General features: G+C 71.4%; 16 protein-coding genes. 10 read left to right on the plus strand and 6 right to left on the minus strand.

Features of this window, described 5'->3' with window-relative positions:
• Window positions 1–121: 121 nt before the first annotated feature.
• A complete protein-coding gene (locus tag ACIQM0_RS05585; protein WP_362957369.1) occupies window positions 122–1,591 on the plus strand; it encodes a catalase in 1,470 nt (489 codons plus the stop codon).
• A gap of 62 nt (window positions 1,592–1,653) precedes the next feature.
• On the opposite strand, the gene ACIQM0_RS05590 is transcribed toward ACIQM0_RS05585, so the two are convergent.
• Both ACIQM0_RS05590 and hisN read right to left on the minus strand, forming a co-directional pair.
• Window positions 1,654–2,055 carry a cyclic nucleotide-binding/CBS domain-containing protein gene (locus tag ACIQM0_RS05590; protein WP_401283780.1) on the minus strand — a complete coding sequence of 134 codons (402 nt, stop codon included), beginning with the start codon at window positions 2,053–2,055 and terminating at the stop codon, window positions 1,654–1,656.
• 263 nt (window positions 2,056–2,318) lie between these two features.
• A complete protein-coding gene (gene hisN / locus ACIQM0_RS05595) occupies window positions 2,319–3,119 on the minus strand; it encodes a histidinol-phosphatase (RefSeq protein ID WP_401283782.1) in 801 nt (266 codons plus the stop codon).
• 136 nt (window positions 3,120–3,255) lie between these two features.
• Here hisN and ACIQM0_RS05600 point away from each other — a divergent pair, with 136 nt between their 5' ends.
• Window positions 3,256–3,876, plus strand: coding sequence for a TetR/AcrR family transcriptional regulator (locus tag ACIQM0_RS05600; RefSeq protein ID WP_401283784.1), 621 nt, complete (start codon window positions 3,256–3,258; stop codon window positions 3,874–3,876).
• 11 nt (window positions 3,877–3,887) lie between these two features.
• Here ACIQM0_RS05600 and ACIQM0_RS05605 read toward each other — a convergent pair whose 3' ends face one another.
• The 4 genes from ACIQM0_RS05605 to ACIQM0_RS05620 form a co-directional block, all read right to left on the minus strand.
• Entirely contained in the window at window positions 3,888–4,211 is a 324-nt protein-coding gene (locus ACIQM0_RS05605; protein ID WP_362957358.1) for a multidrug efflux SMR transporter, read from the minus strand.
• A gap of 98 nt (window positions 4,212–4,309) precedes the next feature.
• On the minus strand, window positions 4,310–5,326 hold the full coding sequence (gene rsgA, locus ACIQM0_RS05610; protein WP_363025776.1) for a ribosome small subunit-dependent GTPase A: 1,017 nt from the start codon (window positions 5,324–5,326) through the stop codon (window positions 4,310–4,312).
• A 3-nt stretch (window positions 5,327–5,329) separates the two neighbouring features.
• Window positions 5,330–6,670, minus strand: coding sequence for a 3-phosphoshikimate 1-carboxyvinyltransferase (gene aroA, locus ACIQM0_RS05615; protein ID WP_401283786.1), 1,341 nt, complete (start codon window positions 6,668–6,670; stop codon window positions 5,330–5,332).
• A 63-nt stretch (window positions 6,671–6,733) separates the two neighbouring features.
• Window positions 6,734–7,447, minus strand: coding sequence for a M50 family metallopeptidase (locus ACIQM0_RS05620; RefSeq protein WP_363025779.1), 714 nt, complete (start codon window positions 7,445–7,447; stop codon window positions 6,734–6,736).
• A 65-nt stretch (window positions 7,448–7,512) separates the two neighbouring features.
• On the opposite strand from ACIQM0_RS05620, the gene ACIQM0_RS05625 reads away from it, so the two are divergent.
• The 8 genes from ACIQM0_RS05625 (at window position 7,513) to def (ending at window position 14,888) form a co-directional block, all read left to right on the plus strand.
• A complete protein-coding gene (locus ACIQM0_RS05625; protein WP_401283789.1) occupies window positions 7,513–8,328 on the plus strand; it encodes an SOS response-associated peptidase in 816 nt (271 codons plus the stop codon).
• Between the two features lie 54 nt (window positions 8,329–8,382).
• Complete coding sequence (locus ACIQM0_RS05630) at window positions 8,383–9,042, plus strand: alpha/beta family hydrolase (protein WP_401283791.1); 660 nt, start codon at window positions 8,383–8,385, stop codon at window positions 9,040–9,042.
• Between the two features lie 273 nt (window positions 9,043–9,315).
• Window positions 9,316–9,972, plus strand: coding sequence for a sigma-70 family RNA polymerase sigma factor (locus tag ACIQM0_RS05635; protein WP_018105559.1), 657 nt, complete (start codon window positions 9,316–9,318; stop codon window positions 9,970–9,972).
• On the plus strand, window positions 9,969–10,289 hold the full coding sequence (gene rsrA / locus ACIQM0_RS05640) for a mycothiol system anti-sigma-R factor (RefSeq protein WP_363025784.1): 321 nt from the start codon (window positions 9,969–9,971) through the stop codon (window positions 10,287–10,289). The genes ACIQM0_RS05635 and rsrA overlap by 4 nt, the downstream gene beginning before the upstream one ends.
• 104 nt (window positions 10,290–10,393) lie before the next feature.
• Complete coding sequence (locus tag ACIQM0_RS05645; protein ID WP_401283792.1) at window positions 10,394–11,803, plus strand: HD-GYP domain-containing protein; 1,410 nt, start codon at window positions 10,394–10,396, stop codon at window positions 11,801–11,803.
• Window positions 11,800–13,059 (plus strand): HD-GYP domain-containing protein, encoded by a 1,260-nt coding sequence (locus ACIQM0_RS05650; protein ID WP_401283794.1) that lies wholly within the window; start codon window positions 11,800–11,802, stop codon window positions 13,057–13,059. Before ACIQM0_RS05645 ends, ACIQM0_RS05650 begins: the two co-directional genes overlap by 4 nt.
• A 91-nt stretch (window positions 13,060–13,150) precedes the next feature.
• Complete coding sequence (locus ACIQM0_RS05655; RefSeq protein WP_250967742.1) at window positions 13,151–14,143, plus strand: hypothetical protein; 993 nt, start codon at window positions 13,151–13,153, stop codon at window positions 14,141–14,143.
• Window positions 14,144–14,249: 106 nt separating this feature from the next.
• Window positions 14,250–14,888: a peptide deformylase gene (gene def / locus ACIQM0_RS05660; protein ID WP_363025790.1), complete on the plus strand. Its 639-nt coding sequence runs from the start codon at window positions 14,250–14,252 to the stop codon at window positions 14,886–14,888.
• Window positions 14,889–14,912: the final 24 nt, after the last annotated feature.

Here is a 14,912-nt window from a genome sequence, read left to right on the forward strand (position 1 = left end):
TTCCGAACTCGTGTGACTTTGGATGGCTGCTTGACTTGGACTAAGTCCATTGTAGGATCGGGAACGGCGTAGGCCGAGGGACAGGCTGTGCACGCCGGGACGACATGACGAAGACGCAGGAATGACGCAGGAGGCGCACGTGACGCAGGGACCGCTCACCACGGAGGCCGGAGCACCGGTCGCCGACAACCAGAACAGCCAGACCGCTGGCGTCGGCGGTCCGGTGCTGGTGCAGGACCAGTCGCTGATGGAGAAGCTCGCGCACTTCAACCGCGAGCGCATTCCGGAGCGCATCGTGCACGCCCGGGGCGCCGGTGCGTACGGCACGTTCACGCTGACCCGCGATGTATCGCAGTGGACGCGTGCGAAGTTCCTCTCGGAGGTCGGCAAGCAGACCGAGACCTTCCTGCGCTTCTCGACCGTCGCGGGCAACCTCGGCTCCGCCGACGCGGTGCGTGACCCCCGCGGCTTCGCGCTGAAGTTCTACACCGAGGACGGCAACTACGACCTCGTCGGCAACAACACCCCGGTGTTCTTCATCAAGGACGCCATCAAGTTCCCCGACTTCATCCACACCCAGAAGCGCGACCCGTACACCGGCTCGCAGGAGGCGGACAACGTCTGGGACTTCTGGGGTCTGTCGCCCGAGTCCACCCACCAGGTGACCTGGCTCTTCGGTGACCGCGGCATCCCGGCCACGCTGCGCCACATGAACGGCTACGGCTCGCACACCTACCAGTGGAACAACGAGGCCGGCGAGGTCTTCTGGGTCAAGTACCACTTCAAGACCGACCAGGGCATCAAGAACCTCACCCAGGACGACGCCAACAAGCTCGCCGGAGAGGACCCGGACAGCCACCAGCGCGATCTGCGCGAGTCCATCGAGCGCGGCGAGTTCCCGTCCTGGACCGTGCAGGTCCAGATCATGCCGGCGGCCGAGGCGGCCACGTACCGCTTCAACCCGTTCGACCTCACCAAGGTGTGGCCGCACGAGGACTACCCGCCGGTCGAGATCGGCAGGCTGGAGCTCAACCGGAACCCGGAGAACGTCTTCGCGGAGACCGAGCAGTCGATCTTCAGCCCCGCGCACTTCGTGCCCGGCATCGGCCCGTCCCCGGACAAGATGCTCCAGGGCCGCCTCTTCGCGTACGGCGACGCGCACCGCTACCGCGTCGGCATCAACGCCGACCACCTGCCGGTGAACCGCCCGCACGCCGCCGAGGCGCGGACGCACGGCCGGGACGGCTACCTGTACGACGGCCGTCACAAGGGTGCGAAGAACTACGAGCCGAACAGCTTCGGCGGTCCGGTGCAGACGGACAGGCCGCTGTGGCAGCCCGTCCCGGTCACCGGCGACACCGGCACCCACGAGGCCGCTTCGCACGCCGAGGACAACGACTTCGTCCAGGCCGGCAACCTCTACCGGCTCTACTCAGAGGACGAGAAGGCCCGGCTGATCGACAACCTCGCCGGGTTCATCTCGAAGGTCTCGCGCGACGACATAGCCGAGCGCGCGATCAACAACTTCCGCCAGGCCGACGGCGACTTCGGCAAGCGGCTGGAAGCGGCGGTCCAGGCCCTGCGCGGCTGACGGTTCGCTCTGCCCGGCCGGCCGGTCCCACGTGTGGGGCCGGCCGGCCTTTCGTGGGCCGGTCAGCCGACCAGCTCCGCGGGATGACGTCCGGCCGGTGACCAGCAGCGGATGATGTCGCGCACCGACACGACGCCGACCGGGCCGTGGCCGTCCAGCACGATCAGATGCCGGAAGCCGCCGTGCGTCATGGCCTCGGCCGCCTCCTCCAGGGTCCAGGCCGGCGCGGCGAAGACCACGTCGGTGGTGGTGTGGGCGGCGGCGGTCTCGAGGTCGGGGTTCTGGCCCGATCCGACCGCGTTGAGGATGTCGCGCTCGGTGAGAATCCCGAGACCGCAGATGTCCGGGTCGTGGACGACGGCTGCTCCGATACGGCGGGCCGACATCAGCCGGGCTGCCTGGCGGAGGGTGTGGGTCGGGCCGATGGTGAGGACCACCGTGCTCATGGCGTCACGGACGAGCATGAAGGGAGTCACCTCCTACGTGAAGCGACCGCGTGAGCCGATTCACAAGTTCACAAGTGAGGGCACTCTCAGAGTCGCACTGTTGGGGAGCCCCAACAAGGGGTGGTGAAGATCGTTCGAGGGGCGTGCGGTGGTGCGGCACGCCCCTCGTGGTTTCCGTACGCCCTCTGAAGCATCCGGCACGGCTGTCGCCGTCCGGGCGGGGCCCGGTATCGGCGGGGTCCCCTCAGACGGGTGGTGTCCGGGGCGCGCTCCAGCCTGCGTCAGTAGCGCTGATTCAGATATCCCAGCAGCTCGTGGTGGAGGGTCCCGTTCGAGGCCGCCGCGTTGCCGCCGCCCGGTCCGGAGACCCCGTCCAGGCTGGTGAAGCGGCCGCCCGCCTCCTCCACGATGATCGCGTTCGCCGCCATGTCCCAGAGCGAGAGCTCCGGCTCGGCGCAGATGTCGACCGACCCCTCGGCGACCATCATGTACGGCCAGAAGTCCCCGTACCCGCGGGTACGCCAGCAGGCCCGGGTCAGATCCATGAAGCCGTCGAGCCGGCCCTGCTCCTCCCAGCCGGTCAGGGAGGAGTACGCGAGCGACGCGTCGGCGATCCGCTCCACCTTCGACACGTGCAGCCGGGACGCCGAGGTCAGGCTGCGGCCGGAGAACGCGCCCGCGCCCTTCGCCGCCCACCAGCGCCGATTCAGCGCGGGCGCGGACACCAGTCCGACGACCGGCCGGAAACCGTCCTCACCGGCCTCCATCAGCGAGATCAGCGTCGCCCAGACCGGCACACCGCGTACGTAGTTCTTGGTCCCGTCGATCGGGTCGATCACCCAGCGGCGGGGGCCGGTCCCCTCGATCCCGAACTCCTCGCCCAGGATCGCGTCGCGCGGGCGGGCCCGATGGAGGTGGCCGCGGATCAGCTCCTCGGCGGCCTTGTCGGCCTCGGTCACCGGCGTCATGTCCGGCTTCGTCTCGACCTTGAGGTCCAGAGCCTTGAACCGGTCCATCGTCGTCGCGTCGGCGGCGTCCGCCAGCACGTGGGCGAGGCGCAGATCATCGTGGTAATCGGGCATGACCGTCACAGTATCGACCGCCGGTGAACAGAGCCACATGGCCCCGGACGCCGCTGAACTCCCGCCCGTTCGAACCCTTGACAGTGCGGGGGAGCGCGTCAACTCTGAAACGCAGGCCCCGGCGTGGGAGGCAACGATGCCGACAGCGCGAGAAGCACTGCTGGACGCCGCCCACGCGGCCCTCACCACCCGGCCCTGGCCGACCGTGCGGATGGTCGATGTGGCAGCCGCCGCCGGGATCTCCCGGCAGACCCTCTACAACGAGTTCGGCAGCAAGGACGGACTGGCCCGCGCCCTGGTCCGGCGGGCCGCCGACGGCTATCTGGCCGGCGTCGAACAGGCGCTGGGAACGGCCGGCGGCACCGGCGACAGGCTGGCTGCCACCGCCGCCTGGACGGTCCGCTCCACCCGGACGAACGCACTGGTCAGAGGGCTGCTCACCGGTTGCTGGGAGGACCGGTTACCGCACCCCGCCCACCCGGTCCGGCCGCCCGGCTCGCTCGTACCGGCGCAGCGCCGGGCCGATGCCGGAGCGCCGACGCCCGCCGAACTGCTCGGCCAGGTCAGGGACCGTGCGGTGGCCGCCCTGGACGGGGGACGCCCGCCGCGCGACCCGGCGGCCCTGGCCGTGACCTGCGAACTCGCGCTGCGGCTCGCCCTGTCGTACGCACTGGTGCCCCCGCACCCCCAGGTGGCGGGGGACGGGGCGCCGCTGGTGCGGGTCGTGGCCGAGCGGGCGCCGGACTCCGTGACGTGAGCCGGCCGGTCTCAGTGCGAGGAGCCCGAGAGCTGGAGCCCGATCACGCCGAGGATCACCAGCGAGATCGAGATCAGCTTGAGCGTGGAGACCACGTCGTCGAGGAAGATCATGCCGTAGATGGCGGTGCCCGCCGCGCCGATGCCGGTCCACACCGCGTAGGCCGGACCGACGTCGAGCTTCTTCAGCGACATGGTCAGGAGGCCGAAGCTGCCGAGTGCGAAGACGCAGAACGCGATGGTCGGCCAGAGCCGGGAGAAGCCGTGCGAGAGCTTCAGACAGACGGCGAAGCCCGTCTCCAGCAGTCCCGCGACCACGACCAGCAGCCACGCCATCGTCAGTGCCCCTCCCGCATCGGTGACCGCCTCGTACCGCTGGGCTTGATTCGTGATTATGCACTTACCGGTGGCGAGTGATCGCAAACGTGCCCGGGTCAGTCGCCTTCGCGTCGCTCCCGCGTGGAGAGCAGCCGGCGCAGTGAGTCCAGCCGGGCCGGATCGGCGTGGCCCTCCGCCACCCAGGCGTCCAGCGCGCATTCCGGTTGCCGGCTGTCGTGGGTGCAGCCGCGCGGGCAGCCCTCGGTGCCGGGCTGGAGGTCGGGGAAGGCGTTGATGACCCGGGACGGGTCGATGTGGTGCAGGCCGAAGGAGCGGATGCCGGGGGTGTCGATCACCCAGCCCCGGTAGTCCGGCAGCGGGAGCGCCAGGGCCGACGTGGTGGTGTGGCGGCCGCGTCCGGTGACCGCGTTGACCACTCCGGTCGTACGCCGCCGGTCCTTCGGCACCAGCGCGTTGACCAGCGTGGTCTTCCCGACGCCGGAGTGCCCGACGAAGGCCGTGACCCGGTCGTGCAGCTGCTCGCGGACCCGCTCCGCCGCGTCGCCGTTCTCCAGCTCCTCGCGGTTGGTGACGATGTAGGGCACGCCCAGCGGGATGTACGCCTCCAGGAGTTTGTCCGGGGACGCCAGATCCGACTTGGTCAGCACCAGGAGGGGCGAGAGCCCGCCGTCGTACGCGGCGACCAGACAGCGGTCGATCATGCGCGGACGGGGTTCCGGATCGGCCAGTGCGGTGACGATCGCGAGCTGGTCGGCGTTGGCGACGACCACCCGCTCGAACGGATCGTCGTCGTCCGCCGTCCGGCGCAGTACCGAGCGGCGTTCACCGATCCGGACGATCCGGGCGAGGGTGTCCTTGTCGCCGGACAGGTCACCGACGATGGAGACGGTGTCGCCCACCACCGCGGCCTTGCGGCCCAGCTCACGGGCCTTCATCGCGACGACCGTGCGGCCCTCGACGAGACAGGTGAGGCGGCCGCGGTCCACGGTGAGGACCATGCCGTCCTCGGCGTCCTCGTGCTTGGGGCGGGTATGCGTACGAGGCCGGTTGCCCTTGCGGTTGGGGCGGACCCGGATGTCGTCCTCGTCGGGGTTCTTGCCGTAGCGGCGCATGTCTCAGGCCCCGAGCATTCGGGTCCACATCTGCGGGAAGTCAGGCAGGGTCTTGGCGGTGGTCGCCACGTTCTCGATCTCCACTCCGGGGACGGCAAGGCCGATGACGGACCCGGCGGTGGCCATCCGGTGGTCGTCGTATGTATGGAAGGTACCGCCGTGCAGCGGTCGAGGCCGGATGTGGAGACCGTCGGCGGTCTCGGTGACCTCGCCGCCCAGCTCGTTGATCTCCTTGGTGAGTGCGGCCAGCCGGTCCGTCTCGTGCAGCCGCAGATGGGCCACGCCGCTCAGGGTGGAGGGGGAGTCGGCCAGGGCCGCGACCGCCGCGATGCCCGGGGTCAGCTCGCCCACCTCGCCGAGGTCGACGTCGATGCCGTGGATCCGGCCGGAGCCGGTGAAGGTGAGCCCGTGCTCGGTCAGCTCGCAGCTGCCGCCCATGGCGGTGAAGATGTCGCGCAGCGCGTCACCCGGCTGAGTGGTGTGCAGCGGCCAGTCCGGCACGGTGACCCGGCCGCCGGTGACCAGCGCCGCGGCCAGGAACGGCTGGGCGTTGGAGAGGTCCGGTTCGATGGTCAGGTCCCGGCCGAGCAGTGCCGAGGGGGAGACCCGCCAGACGTTCGGTTCGCCGCCCGTCTCCGGCTCGTCGACCTGGGCGCCGACGGCCCGCAGCATGTCGACGGTCATCCGGATGTGCGGCATGGACGGGAGCCGGGTGCCGGTGTGACGCACCTCCACGCCCTGGTTGAAGCGCGGCGCCGACAGCAGCAGCGCCGAGACGAACTGGGAGGACGAGGACGCGTCGATCGCGACCGGGCCGCCGTCCAGCGCGCCGACGCCGTGCACGGTCGTCGGCAGCGAGCCGCGGCCGTCGTCGTCGATCCGGGCGCCGAGCACCCGCAGGGCGTCGATCACCCCGGTCAGCGGGCGCTCGTAGGAGCGCGGGTCGCCGTCGAAGTGGACCGGGCCGTCGGCGAGCGTCGCCACCGGGGGCAGGAAGCGCATGACCGTGCCGGCGTTGCCGACGTCGATGGTGACCGGACCGTGCAGACCGGCCGGGATGACCCGCCAGGCCTCGCCGGAGCCGTCCGGGCCGCCCGCGACCGAGGAGCTGGAGGACACCGTCTCCTCGATGCCGACGCCCATCGCGCGCAGCGCGTCAGCCATCAGCAGGGTGTCGCGGGAGCGCAGCGGGCGGCGCAGCCAGCCGGGCTCGGAGGAGAGCGCGGCCAGCACCAGCGCGCGATTGGTGACCGACTTCGATCCGGGCACGGTGACGGTCGCGTCGACGGCTCCGCTCGCGTGAGGGGCGGGCCAGAGGGCGGGGTGCACGGAACTTTCGGTCATGGGGCTCACTTTAGACCGACCGGCAATCCGGGGCCGTCGGCGCGGGAGTGGTGAGATGCGAGGTCACAGGCCCAGCAGCCAGCGTCCGCCGCCGATCAGCGAGCAGAGCGACACGGCGTGGAACAGGAACAGCCAGAGCGCGGCCGGTACGTCCGTCAGCCGGGACAGCTGGTCCGCGTCCGAGTCCGGCGCACCGCCGTGCCGCCGCTTGGACTGGAGCTCGAACGCCGGACGCACGCCGCCCAGCAGCAGGAACCAGACCGCGCTGTACGCGAACAGCGACTGCCAGTCGGGCGAGGCCAGCCACGACATCAGCAGGAAGAGCGAACCGGTGAGGATCACCGTCAGCGCCCCGTACACATTGCGGATCATCACCAGCATCACCGCGAGCAGTGCCGTCGCCAGCCAGAGCAGCAGCGTGATCCGGCCGTTGACGAGCAGCCACGCGCCGCCGAGGCCCAGCAGCGGCGGTGCGGTGTAGCCGGCCGCCGCGGTGAGGACCATGCCGATGCCGGTCGGCTTGCCGCGGCTCACCGTCAGCCCGCTGGTGTCCGAGTGCAGCCGGATGCCCGAGAGCTGCCGCCCGGTGAGCAGGGCGACCAGTCCGTGGCCGCCCTCGTGGGCGATGGTGATCGCGTTGCGGGTCAGCCGCCATATGAAATTGGGCACGACGGCGATGAGCGCGGCCGTGGCGGTCACCACGACCAGCCACTGTTCGGGGAGCGGCTGGGTGCCGAAGACGCGGTCCCACAGATTGCCGAGATCGGTGCTGTCCATGGCGTGGGCGGCTCCTTGCGGTATTGACGTCCGGTCGGGATGGCGGTCGTGGCAGTCTGGCACTTATGTGCGGACGGTATGCAGCGAGTCGGCGGCCCGAGGATCTGACCGGACTCTTCCAGGTGGAGAAGTGGGAACCGGCCGAGACGCTGGAGCCCGATTACAACGTGGCGCCGACCAAGGAGGTCTACGCCGTACTGGAACGTCCGGTGAAAGACGCGGATGACCAGCGTCCGGTTCGCCAGTTGCGCGCATTGAAATGGGGGCTCGTCCCCTCCTGGGCCAAATCGCCGGAGGGCGGCGCCCGGATGATCAACGCCCGCGCCGAGACGGTGCACGAGAAGCCGTCCTTCCGCCGCCCCTTCGTCTCGCGGCGCTGCATCCTGCCGGCCGACGGCTATTACGAGTGGGTGACCGGCGGCGAGGAACGGCAACTGGAGGAGAAGGGGCGCAGGAAGCGGCCCCGCAAGCAGCCGTACTTCGTGACCCCTGCCGACGGATCGGTCTTCGCGATGGCCGGTCTCTACGAGTTCTGGCGCGACCGGACCCTGCCGGACGACCATCCGCAGGCCTGGTGGGTGACCTGCTCGGTGATCACGACCGAGGCGGAGACGAGCCCGCTGGCCGTGGCTCCGGCCGAGGGCCCCGCCGCGCTCGCCGACATCCACCCCCGGATGCCGCTGATGCTCACCCCGGACCGCTGGGACGACTGGCTGGACCCCTCGCACACCGGCGTCGAGGAGCTGCGGGGACTGCTGACACCGCCGCCCGGCGGGCTGATGCGGGCCTATCCGGTGGCAACCGCCGTCAGCAACGTCCGCAACAACGGACCCGAGTTGCTGGACGAGCTGGCCGCGCCCGAGGTCGGCACGCTCTTCTGAACGTTCTTCCGGGACCCGGGTCGCACCGGTGCCCGCCGCGCGGGCCTTGGTTGGATGGGGCCCGTGAAAGCCACCGGGACAGCCCCACGCACCGAAACGGTCGACACCGAGGCCGGGACCGCCCGGATCACCTGGCGGCCCGCCCGTGAACCCCGCCTCCTGCTCGCCCTCGGCCACGGCGCGGGCGGCGGCATCGAGGCCCGGGACCTGCGGGCGCTGGCCGCCGCACTGCCCGCGCACGGGGTGAGCGTCGCTCTGGTGGAGCAGCCCTGGCGGGTCGCGGGGAAGAGGCTCGCCCCCGCCCCGAAGACCCTGGACACCGGCTGGCGCGGACTGTGGCCGGTTCTGGCGGCTTCCGGGCTCCCGGTCGTCGCCGGGGGACGCAGCGCCGGGGCCCGGGTCGCCTGCCGCACCGCGTCCGGACTCGGCGCCCGTGCGGTCCTCGCGCTCAGCTTCCCGCTGCACCCGCCGGGCCGGCCGGAGAAGTCCCGCAAGGACGAGTTGCTGGCCTCCGGTGTGCCCACCCTGGTGGTCCAGGGCGGGCACGACTCGTTCGGCAGGCCCGCCGAATTCCCTCCGGGGGAGTACCGGATCGCCGAGGTGCCGCACGGCGACCACGGTTTCGCGGTCCCGAAGCGGTCGGGGGTGACCGAGGATCAGGCGATGGAGATCCTCACCTCGGCCGTGACCGGATGGCTGGCCGGAATCGTGTGACGTACGGCCCGGGAATGTTGGGCGGGGGGCCACTGTTGTGTGGGATGTCGGTACACCAACGTCGTATGTGGAGAGGGAGTCCGTCGCATGGGTTCGACCATCTGCCCGCGTCGCTCGAACGCCGCTGACCTGGAGTGGACGGTGCTGCATGCGGCCAAGACCACTTCCGAGCGGGCACTGAGCGGATCGGATCGACAGCCCGCGCCGGACCAAGGTCGACTATTCTCCGATTCGAGCGGGTCCGCTTTCGGTCCCGCCACAGCGTTGGAGGAGGTGGGTCCGGTCACTGGGACCGACACAGGGACCGACGACGGCCGCCCGCAGGAGACGACCGCCGAGCGCAACGCGCGCTTCGAGCGCGATGCCCTCGGTTTCCTCGACCAGATGTACTCGGCCGCGCTGCGCATGACGCGCAACCCCGCGGATGCCGAGGACCTGGTCCAGGAGACGTACGCCAAGGCATACGGCTCCTTCCACCAGTTCCGTGAGGGCACCAACCTCAAGGCGTGGATGTACCGCATCCTCACCAACACATTCATCAACTCGTACCGCAAGAAGCAGCGCGAACCCCAGCGCAGTGCCGCCGAGGAGATCGAGGACTGGCAGCTGGCCCGCGCCGAGTCGCACATGTCGACCGGTCTGCGCTCCGCCGAGTCCCAGGCCCTCGACCACCTGCCCGACTCCGATGTGAAGTCCGCACTGCAGGCGATTCCCGAAGAGTTCCGCATCGCCGTTTATCTTGCCGATGTAGAGGGCTTTGCCTACAAGGAGATCGCGGACATCATGGGGACTCCCATCGGTACGGTGATGTCCCGACTGCACCGGGGCCGCCGTCAACTGCGCGGCATGCTGGAGGACTACGCCCGTGACCGCGGGCTCGTCCCGGCGGGTGCCGGTGAGTCGGACGATCGGAAAGGCTCGGGCTCATGAGCTGCGGAGAGCCGCACGAGACGGATTGCTCAGAGGTCCTTGACCACCTCTACGAGTTCCTCGACCGGGAGATGCCCGACAGCGACTGCACCAAGTTCGAGACGCACTTCGGCGAGTGCTCTCCCTGCCTGGAGAAGTACGGGCTGGAGCAGGCCGTGAAGAAGCTGGTCAAGCGCTGCTGCGGTCAGGACGACGTACCGGCCGACCTGCGCTCCAAGGTGATGGGGCGGATCGACCTGATCCGCTCCGGCCAGGCGGTGCCCGAGCAGGACGTGTCGGTCTCCGACACCGGGCAGCCGGCCGCCGCCAAGGACTGACGCATCACCCGAACGTGCTAATCGCGGCCGTCGGCACTCAGCCGGGACGCCCAACTCGCTAGCCTGGCGCCTCCATTGGCGATGCTGGGGGGCGGGCGGAACGGGTGAGAGCCACACGCGGCGCGGCGCGGGCGTACATCATGGCCGTCGCGCTCTGCGCGGGCCTGTGCGTACTGCCCGCGCTGCGTCCCGGCGCGGGCACCCCGTGGACCACCCTCGGACTGCTCACCGGGCTCTACCTGGCCTGTGAACTTCCCGGCCGCTTCCCCTTCTTCCGCACCTCCGTGCCGGTCAGTGCCGGATCGTTCTTTCCGCTGCTGCTGGCCGCCGCCCTCCTGCTGCCGCCGGCCGCCGCGGCACTGGTCGCGATACCCGGCTCACTCGTCGGCCGGGTGGAGAAACCCCCGGCCGCCGCCCGCCGCGTCTGGCGGGCGGCACAGCTCGTCCTCGCCGTCTGGGTGGCCTCCCGCGTCCACGTCCTGCTCGGCGGTCCCGCCGCCCTCGGCGGCTCCGGCCCCGGGCGGCTCCCCGACCTCCCCTACGCACTGCTGCCCGCCTGCGCCGCCGCACTGGCCTTCAGCCTCGTGCTGACCGCACTGGACGGCTCGATCCTGGCCGCGGCCGAGCAACTGCCCGTGCGGCGCGCCTGGAGCGGGCTGCTGCCCCGCTCGCTCGGCCCCCACCTCGTGCACGGCCTCGCCGGACTGATGATGGCGGTCCTGTGGAGCAGCTCGTACGGGCCGCTGGCCGCGCTCTTCGTCCTGCTGCCGATGTACATCTCCTGCTGGGTCTTCGCCCAGTACCACCGCGAGCACGCCGCGCACCGCGCCACCATCAGGGCCCTGGTGCAGGCCGTCGACATCAAGGACACCTACACCCGCGGCCACAGCGAGCGGGTGGGGCGCGCCTCCGTGCTGATCGCGGACGAGCTGGGCATGGCGCGGGACCGCGTCGAGGTGCTCCGGTTCGCCGGCATCCTGCACGACGTCGGCAAGCTCGGCGTGCCGACCCGGGTGCTGCGCAAGGACGGGCCGCTGACACCGGAGGAGCGGCGGGTGATCGAGCTGCACCCGGAGTACGGGCACGAGATCGTCCGCGGCATCGGCTTCCTCGGTGAGGCGCGGGCCGCGATCCTGCACCACCACGAACGGCTCGACGGCAGCGGGTACCCCTACGGGCTGGCCGGCCGCGAGATCCCCGAGTTCGCCCGGGTCGTCGCCGTCGCCGACGCCTTCGACGCGATGACCTCGACCCGGTCCTACCGGCCGGGGCGGCCGGTGCCGGTCGCCGTGGAGGAGCTCAAGCGGTGTGCCGGCACCCAGTTCGATCCGCAGATGGTGCGGGCGCTGGCGCGCGGCCTGGAGCGGCACGGGTGGGCGGAGGCGGTGACGGCGGACGAGGTGCCGGGGCCGCGCGGCGGGGCCGCCCCGGGGCCGGCGCGTCCTCGGCCGCCGGACGGGCCCGATTCCGGTGCGTCGCCGTCACCGTCCGGGTCGCCGGACCGGCGGCGGTGAGTCCGGAGCGGGCCCGGCCGCCCCGGGCCACCCTGGCCGTGCGCGGCGCCGCCCTCGCGCTCACCGCCGCCGCCCTCGGGCACACCGTCTGGCTCGGGGTCCACGCCCCCGGCCACGCCCTCGCCTTCGGGGTGCTCATCACGATCGGCGAGCTGGCCCGCTGGGGCGCCCTCCCCGGGGAACGGGAGCCCGCGCCGCTCGGCGCCGCCGGGGCCCTCGCGTACGCCCTGCTCGGCCGCAGCGGCGGGGAGCCCACCGGCCAGGACGTGCTCCAGGTGATCGCCGTGCTCGTCGCGGCCCAGCTCGTCGCCTCCGTGCCCCATGTCGCACGCGGCAGCGAGCCGGGCCCGGACCAGCTGGCCCGCCGCGTCCTGACCGTCACCTTCGCGGCCGTGTGCTTCCAGCCGCTCTACAACTCGGGCCGGTCCGAGAGCTGGTTCGGGGACGGGCCGTACTACGCGGCCTTCCTGCTCCTGCTGCTCGGCCTCACCGCGCTGTGCGACGCCGTCCTGGGCGCCCTGCTGCTGCGGGCCGGCACCCCCGTCCCGTACGGCCCGCTGCTCCGCGACGAGCTGCGGGCCCTGACCGGCATCGGCTCCGCGGTCTGCGCGACGGGCGCGGTCATGGCGCTCGGCGTCGCCGCGGCCGGGCTGTGGGCACTGCCCGTCCTATGCGTGCCGCTGCTGCTCACCCAGCTGTCGTTCCGCCGCTTCGTCGCCGTCCGCATCACCTACCGGCAGACCATCGCCTCGCTCGCCCGCTCCACCGAGATCGCCGGATACACCCCGCACGGCCACGCCCGCAGGGTGGCGGACCTCTGCACGGCCGTCGGCCGCGAGCTGGGGCTCTCCGGGCCCGAGCTCACGGTCCTGGAGTACGCGGCCCTGATGCACGACATCGGCCAGCTCTCGCTCGTCGACCCGGTCAGGGAGGGCGCCACCGCCACGCTGCCCGCCGCCGAACAGCGCCGTATCGCCCTGCTCGGCGGGGCCGTGGTCCGCCAGACCGGGGTCGACGCGAAGGTCGCCGTCGTGGTGGAGCGGCAGGCAGACCCCTATCGCGAGCAGCCGCTTTCCGCCAGGATCGTCAGGGCGGTCAACGCATACGACGACCTCTGCGGGGAAAGTATCGGCGGGCCGCTCGGCGCGCTGGAACAGCTCAGGCTCGGGACCGGCCACGACTACCAGCCCCAGGTCGTGGAATCGCTCGCCCGGGTTCTGGCCAGGGGCGGTCTGACCCCTGTCCCACCTGGGTAACCCATGGGTAATGAGCGGGCGTCCGGCCGGGCATGGTTGGATGCGAAGGAGAGCGTAGAACGAGGGTGTCCAGTCGGGACAGGCGGGAATCGTGAGGATCTTCGGGAAGGTACGGCATCGGCCCTCCGCCTCTTGGCGGCAGGCCACGGACCGCGCGTTCACGCTGATCGGCGACGGCCGGTACGAGGACGCGGGCGCATTGCTGACGCGTGCGGCGGACCTGGAGCCCTGGCTCTCCGAGTCATGGTTCAACCTGGCGCTGCTGCACAAGTTCCGGCACGACTGGGAGCAGGCGCGGGCCGCCGGCCTGCGGGCCGTCGCGCTGCTCGACAAGGAGTCCGGTGCTCCCGACTGGTGGAACGTCGGGATCGCCGCCACCGCGTTGCAGGACTGGCCGCTGGCGCGCCGGGCCTGGCAGGCGTACGGGCTGAAGGTGCCCGGCGGCGGGCAGCAGACCCCGGCCTCCAACAGCGAGCCGGTCGGCATGGAGCTGGGCAGCGCGGCCGTACGGCTGTCGCCCGAGGGCGAGGCCGAGGTCGTGTGGGGCCGCAGGCTGGACCCGGCGCGGATGGAAGTGCTGTCGATCCCGCTGCCGTCCTCCGGGCGGCGCTGGGGCGAGGTCGTGCTGCACGACGGGGTGCCGAACGGCGAGCGGATCACCGCGGCCGGGCCCTCGTACCCCGTCTTCGACGAGATCGAGCTGTGGGCGCCGTCGCCCGTGCCGACCTGGGTGGTGCTGCTCGAAGCCGCCACGGAGGCGGACCGGGACGCCCTGGAGCAGCTGGCGTCCGACGCCGGTTTCGCCGCGGAGGACTGGTCCTCGTCGGTGCGGCTGCTGTGCCGGGCCTGCTCGGAGAGCCGGATGGAGAGCGACGAGGGCGACGGCGAGCACCTCGACCCGCACGACCACAGTGAGCCGGGACACCCCGGCCCGCTGGGGCACCGCACCGCGGGTGAGCTGTGGGTACCGGAGCGTGAGTGCGGGCTGGCGGCGCCCGCCGGGCTGGTGCGCGGCCTGCTGGACGGCTGGGTGGCGGACAGTCCGGACAGCCGTGAGTGGCGGGATCTCGAAGAAGTCTGCTGACCTGTGCCCGTAGGCTGTACGCGCACCGATTCCGGTGCTCGGGCGCCCGGGTTCTCGCGAGCGGCGGACCCCGGGTTTCACGTTGTGAGGAAGGCGTACGGCGGACATGGCGCAGCAGGAGACGGACGAGCAGATCAGCGTCGACGACGAGGGTTTCCTCGTCGACACCGAGGACTGTGAGGCGCGTGAGGCGGCATACCGCGAGCGCGGCACCTCGCACCCGATCACGGTCGTGGGCAACCCCGTCCTGCACAAGGAGTGCAAGGACGTCACGGCGTTCGACGACAAGCTGGCCACGCTGATCGACGACATGTTCGCCAGCCAGCGGACGGCGGAGGGCGTGGGCCTGGCCGCCAACCAGATCGGGGTGGACCTCAAGGTCTTCGTCTACGACTGCCCGGACGACGACGGGGTGCGGCACACCGGTGTCATCTGCAACCCGGTGCTCGACGAGCTGCCGCCCGAGGAGCGCGTCCTGGACGACGCGAACGAGGGCTGCCTCTCGGTCCCGACGGCGTACGCCTCGCTGGCCCGCCCGGACTACGCGGTGGTGCGCGGACAGGACGCGAAGGGCAACCCCGTCAAGGTGCGGGGCAACGGCTACTTCGCCCGCTGCCTCCAGCACGAGACGGACCACCTGTACGGGTACCTGTACATCGACCGGCTCTCCAAGCGCGACCGCAAGGACGCGCTCCGGCAGATGGAGGAGAACACCCCGCGCTACGAGATCGTGCCCAACGCCTGAACCGGCTGAACGCGCGGCTGCGCG

Origin of the sequence: Streptomyces sp. NPDC091387, assembly GCF_044756945.1 — a bacterium.
In the GTDB taxonomy this organism is placed as follows: domain Bacteria; phylum Actinomycetota; class Actinomycetes; order Streptomycetales; family Streptomycetaceae; genus Streptomyces.

Bases quoted from the DNA above. Each gene is read 5' to 3' on its own strand.
- ACIQM0_RS05585 (WP_362957369.1), top strand. From the start codon at position 122: ATGACGCAGGAGGCGCACGTGACGCAGGGACCGCTCACCACGGAGGCC.
- ACIQM0_RS05590 (WP_401283780.1), bottom strand. From the start codon at position 2,055: ATGCTCGTCCGTGACGCCATGAGCACGGTGGTCCTCACCATCGGCCCG.
- hisN (WP_401283782.1), bottom strand. From the start codon at position 3,119: ATGCCCGATTACCACGATGATCTGCGCCTCGCCCACGTGCTGGCGGAC.
- ACIQM0_RS05600 (WP_401283784.1), top strand. From the start codon at position 3,256: ATGCCGACAGCGCGAGAAGCACTGCTGGACGCCGCCCACGCGGCCCTC.
- ACIQM0_RS05605 (WP_362957358.1), bottom strand. From the start codon at position 4,211: ATGGCGTGGCTGCTGGTCGTGGTCGCGGGACTGCTGGAGACGGGCTTC.
- rsgA (WP_363025776.1), bottom strand. From the start codon at position 5,326: ATGCGCCGCTACGGCAAGAACCCCGACGAGGACGACATCCGGGTCCGC.
- aroA (WP_401283786.1), bottom strand. From the start codon at position 6,670: ATGACCGAAAGTTCCGTGCACCCCGCCCTCTGGCCCGCCCCTCACGCG.
- ACIQM0_RS05620 (WP_363025779.1), bottom strand. From the start codon at position 7,447: ATGGACAGCACCGATCTCGGCAATCTGTGGGACCGCGTCTTCGGCACC.
- ACIQM0_RS05625 (WP_401283789.1), top strand. From the start codon at position 7,513: ATGTGCGGACGGTATGCAGCGAGTCGGCGGCCCGAGGATCTGACCGGA.
- ACIQM0_RS05630 (WP_401283791.1), top strand. From the start codon at position 8,383: ATGGGGCCCGTGAAAGCCACCGGGACAGCCCCACGCACCGAAACGGTC.
- rsrA (WP_363025784.1), top strand. From the start codon at position 9,969: ATGAGCTGCGGAGAGCCGCACGAGACGGATTGCTCAGAGGTCCTTGAC.
- def (WP_363025790.1), top strand. From the start codon at position 14,250: ATGGCGCAGCAGGAGACGGACGAGCAGATCAGCGTCGACGACGAGGGT.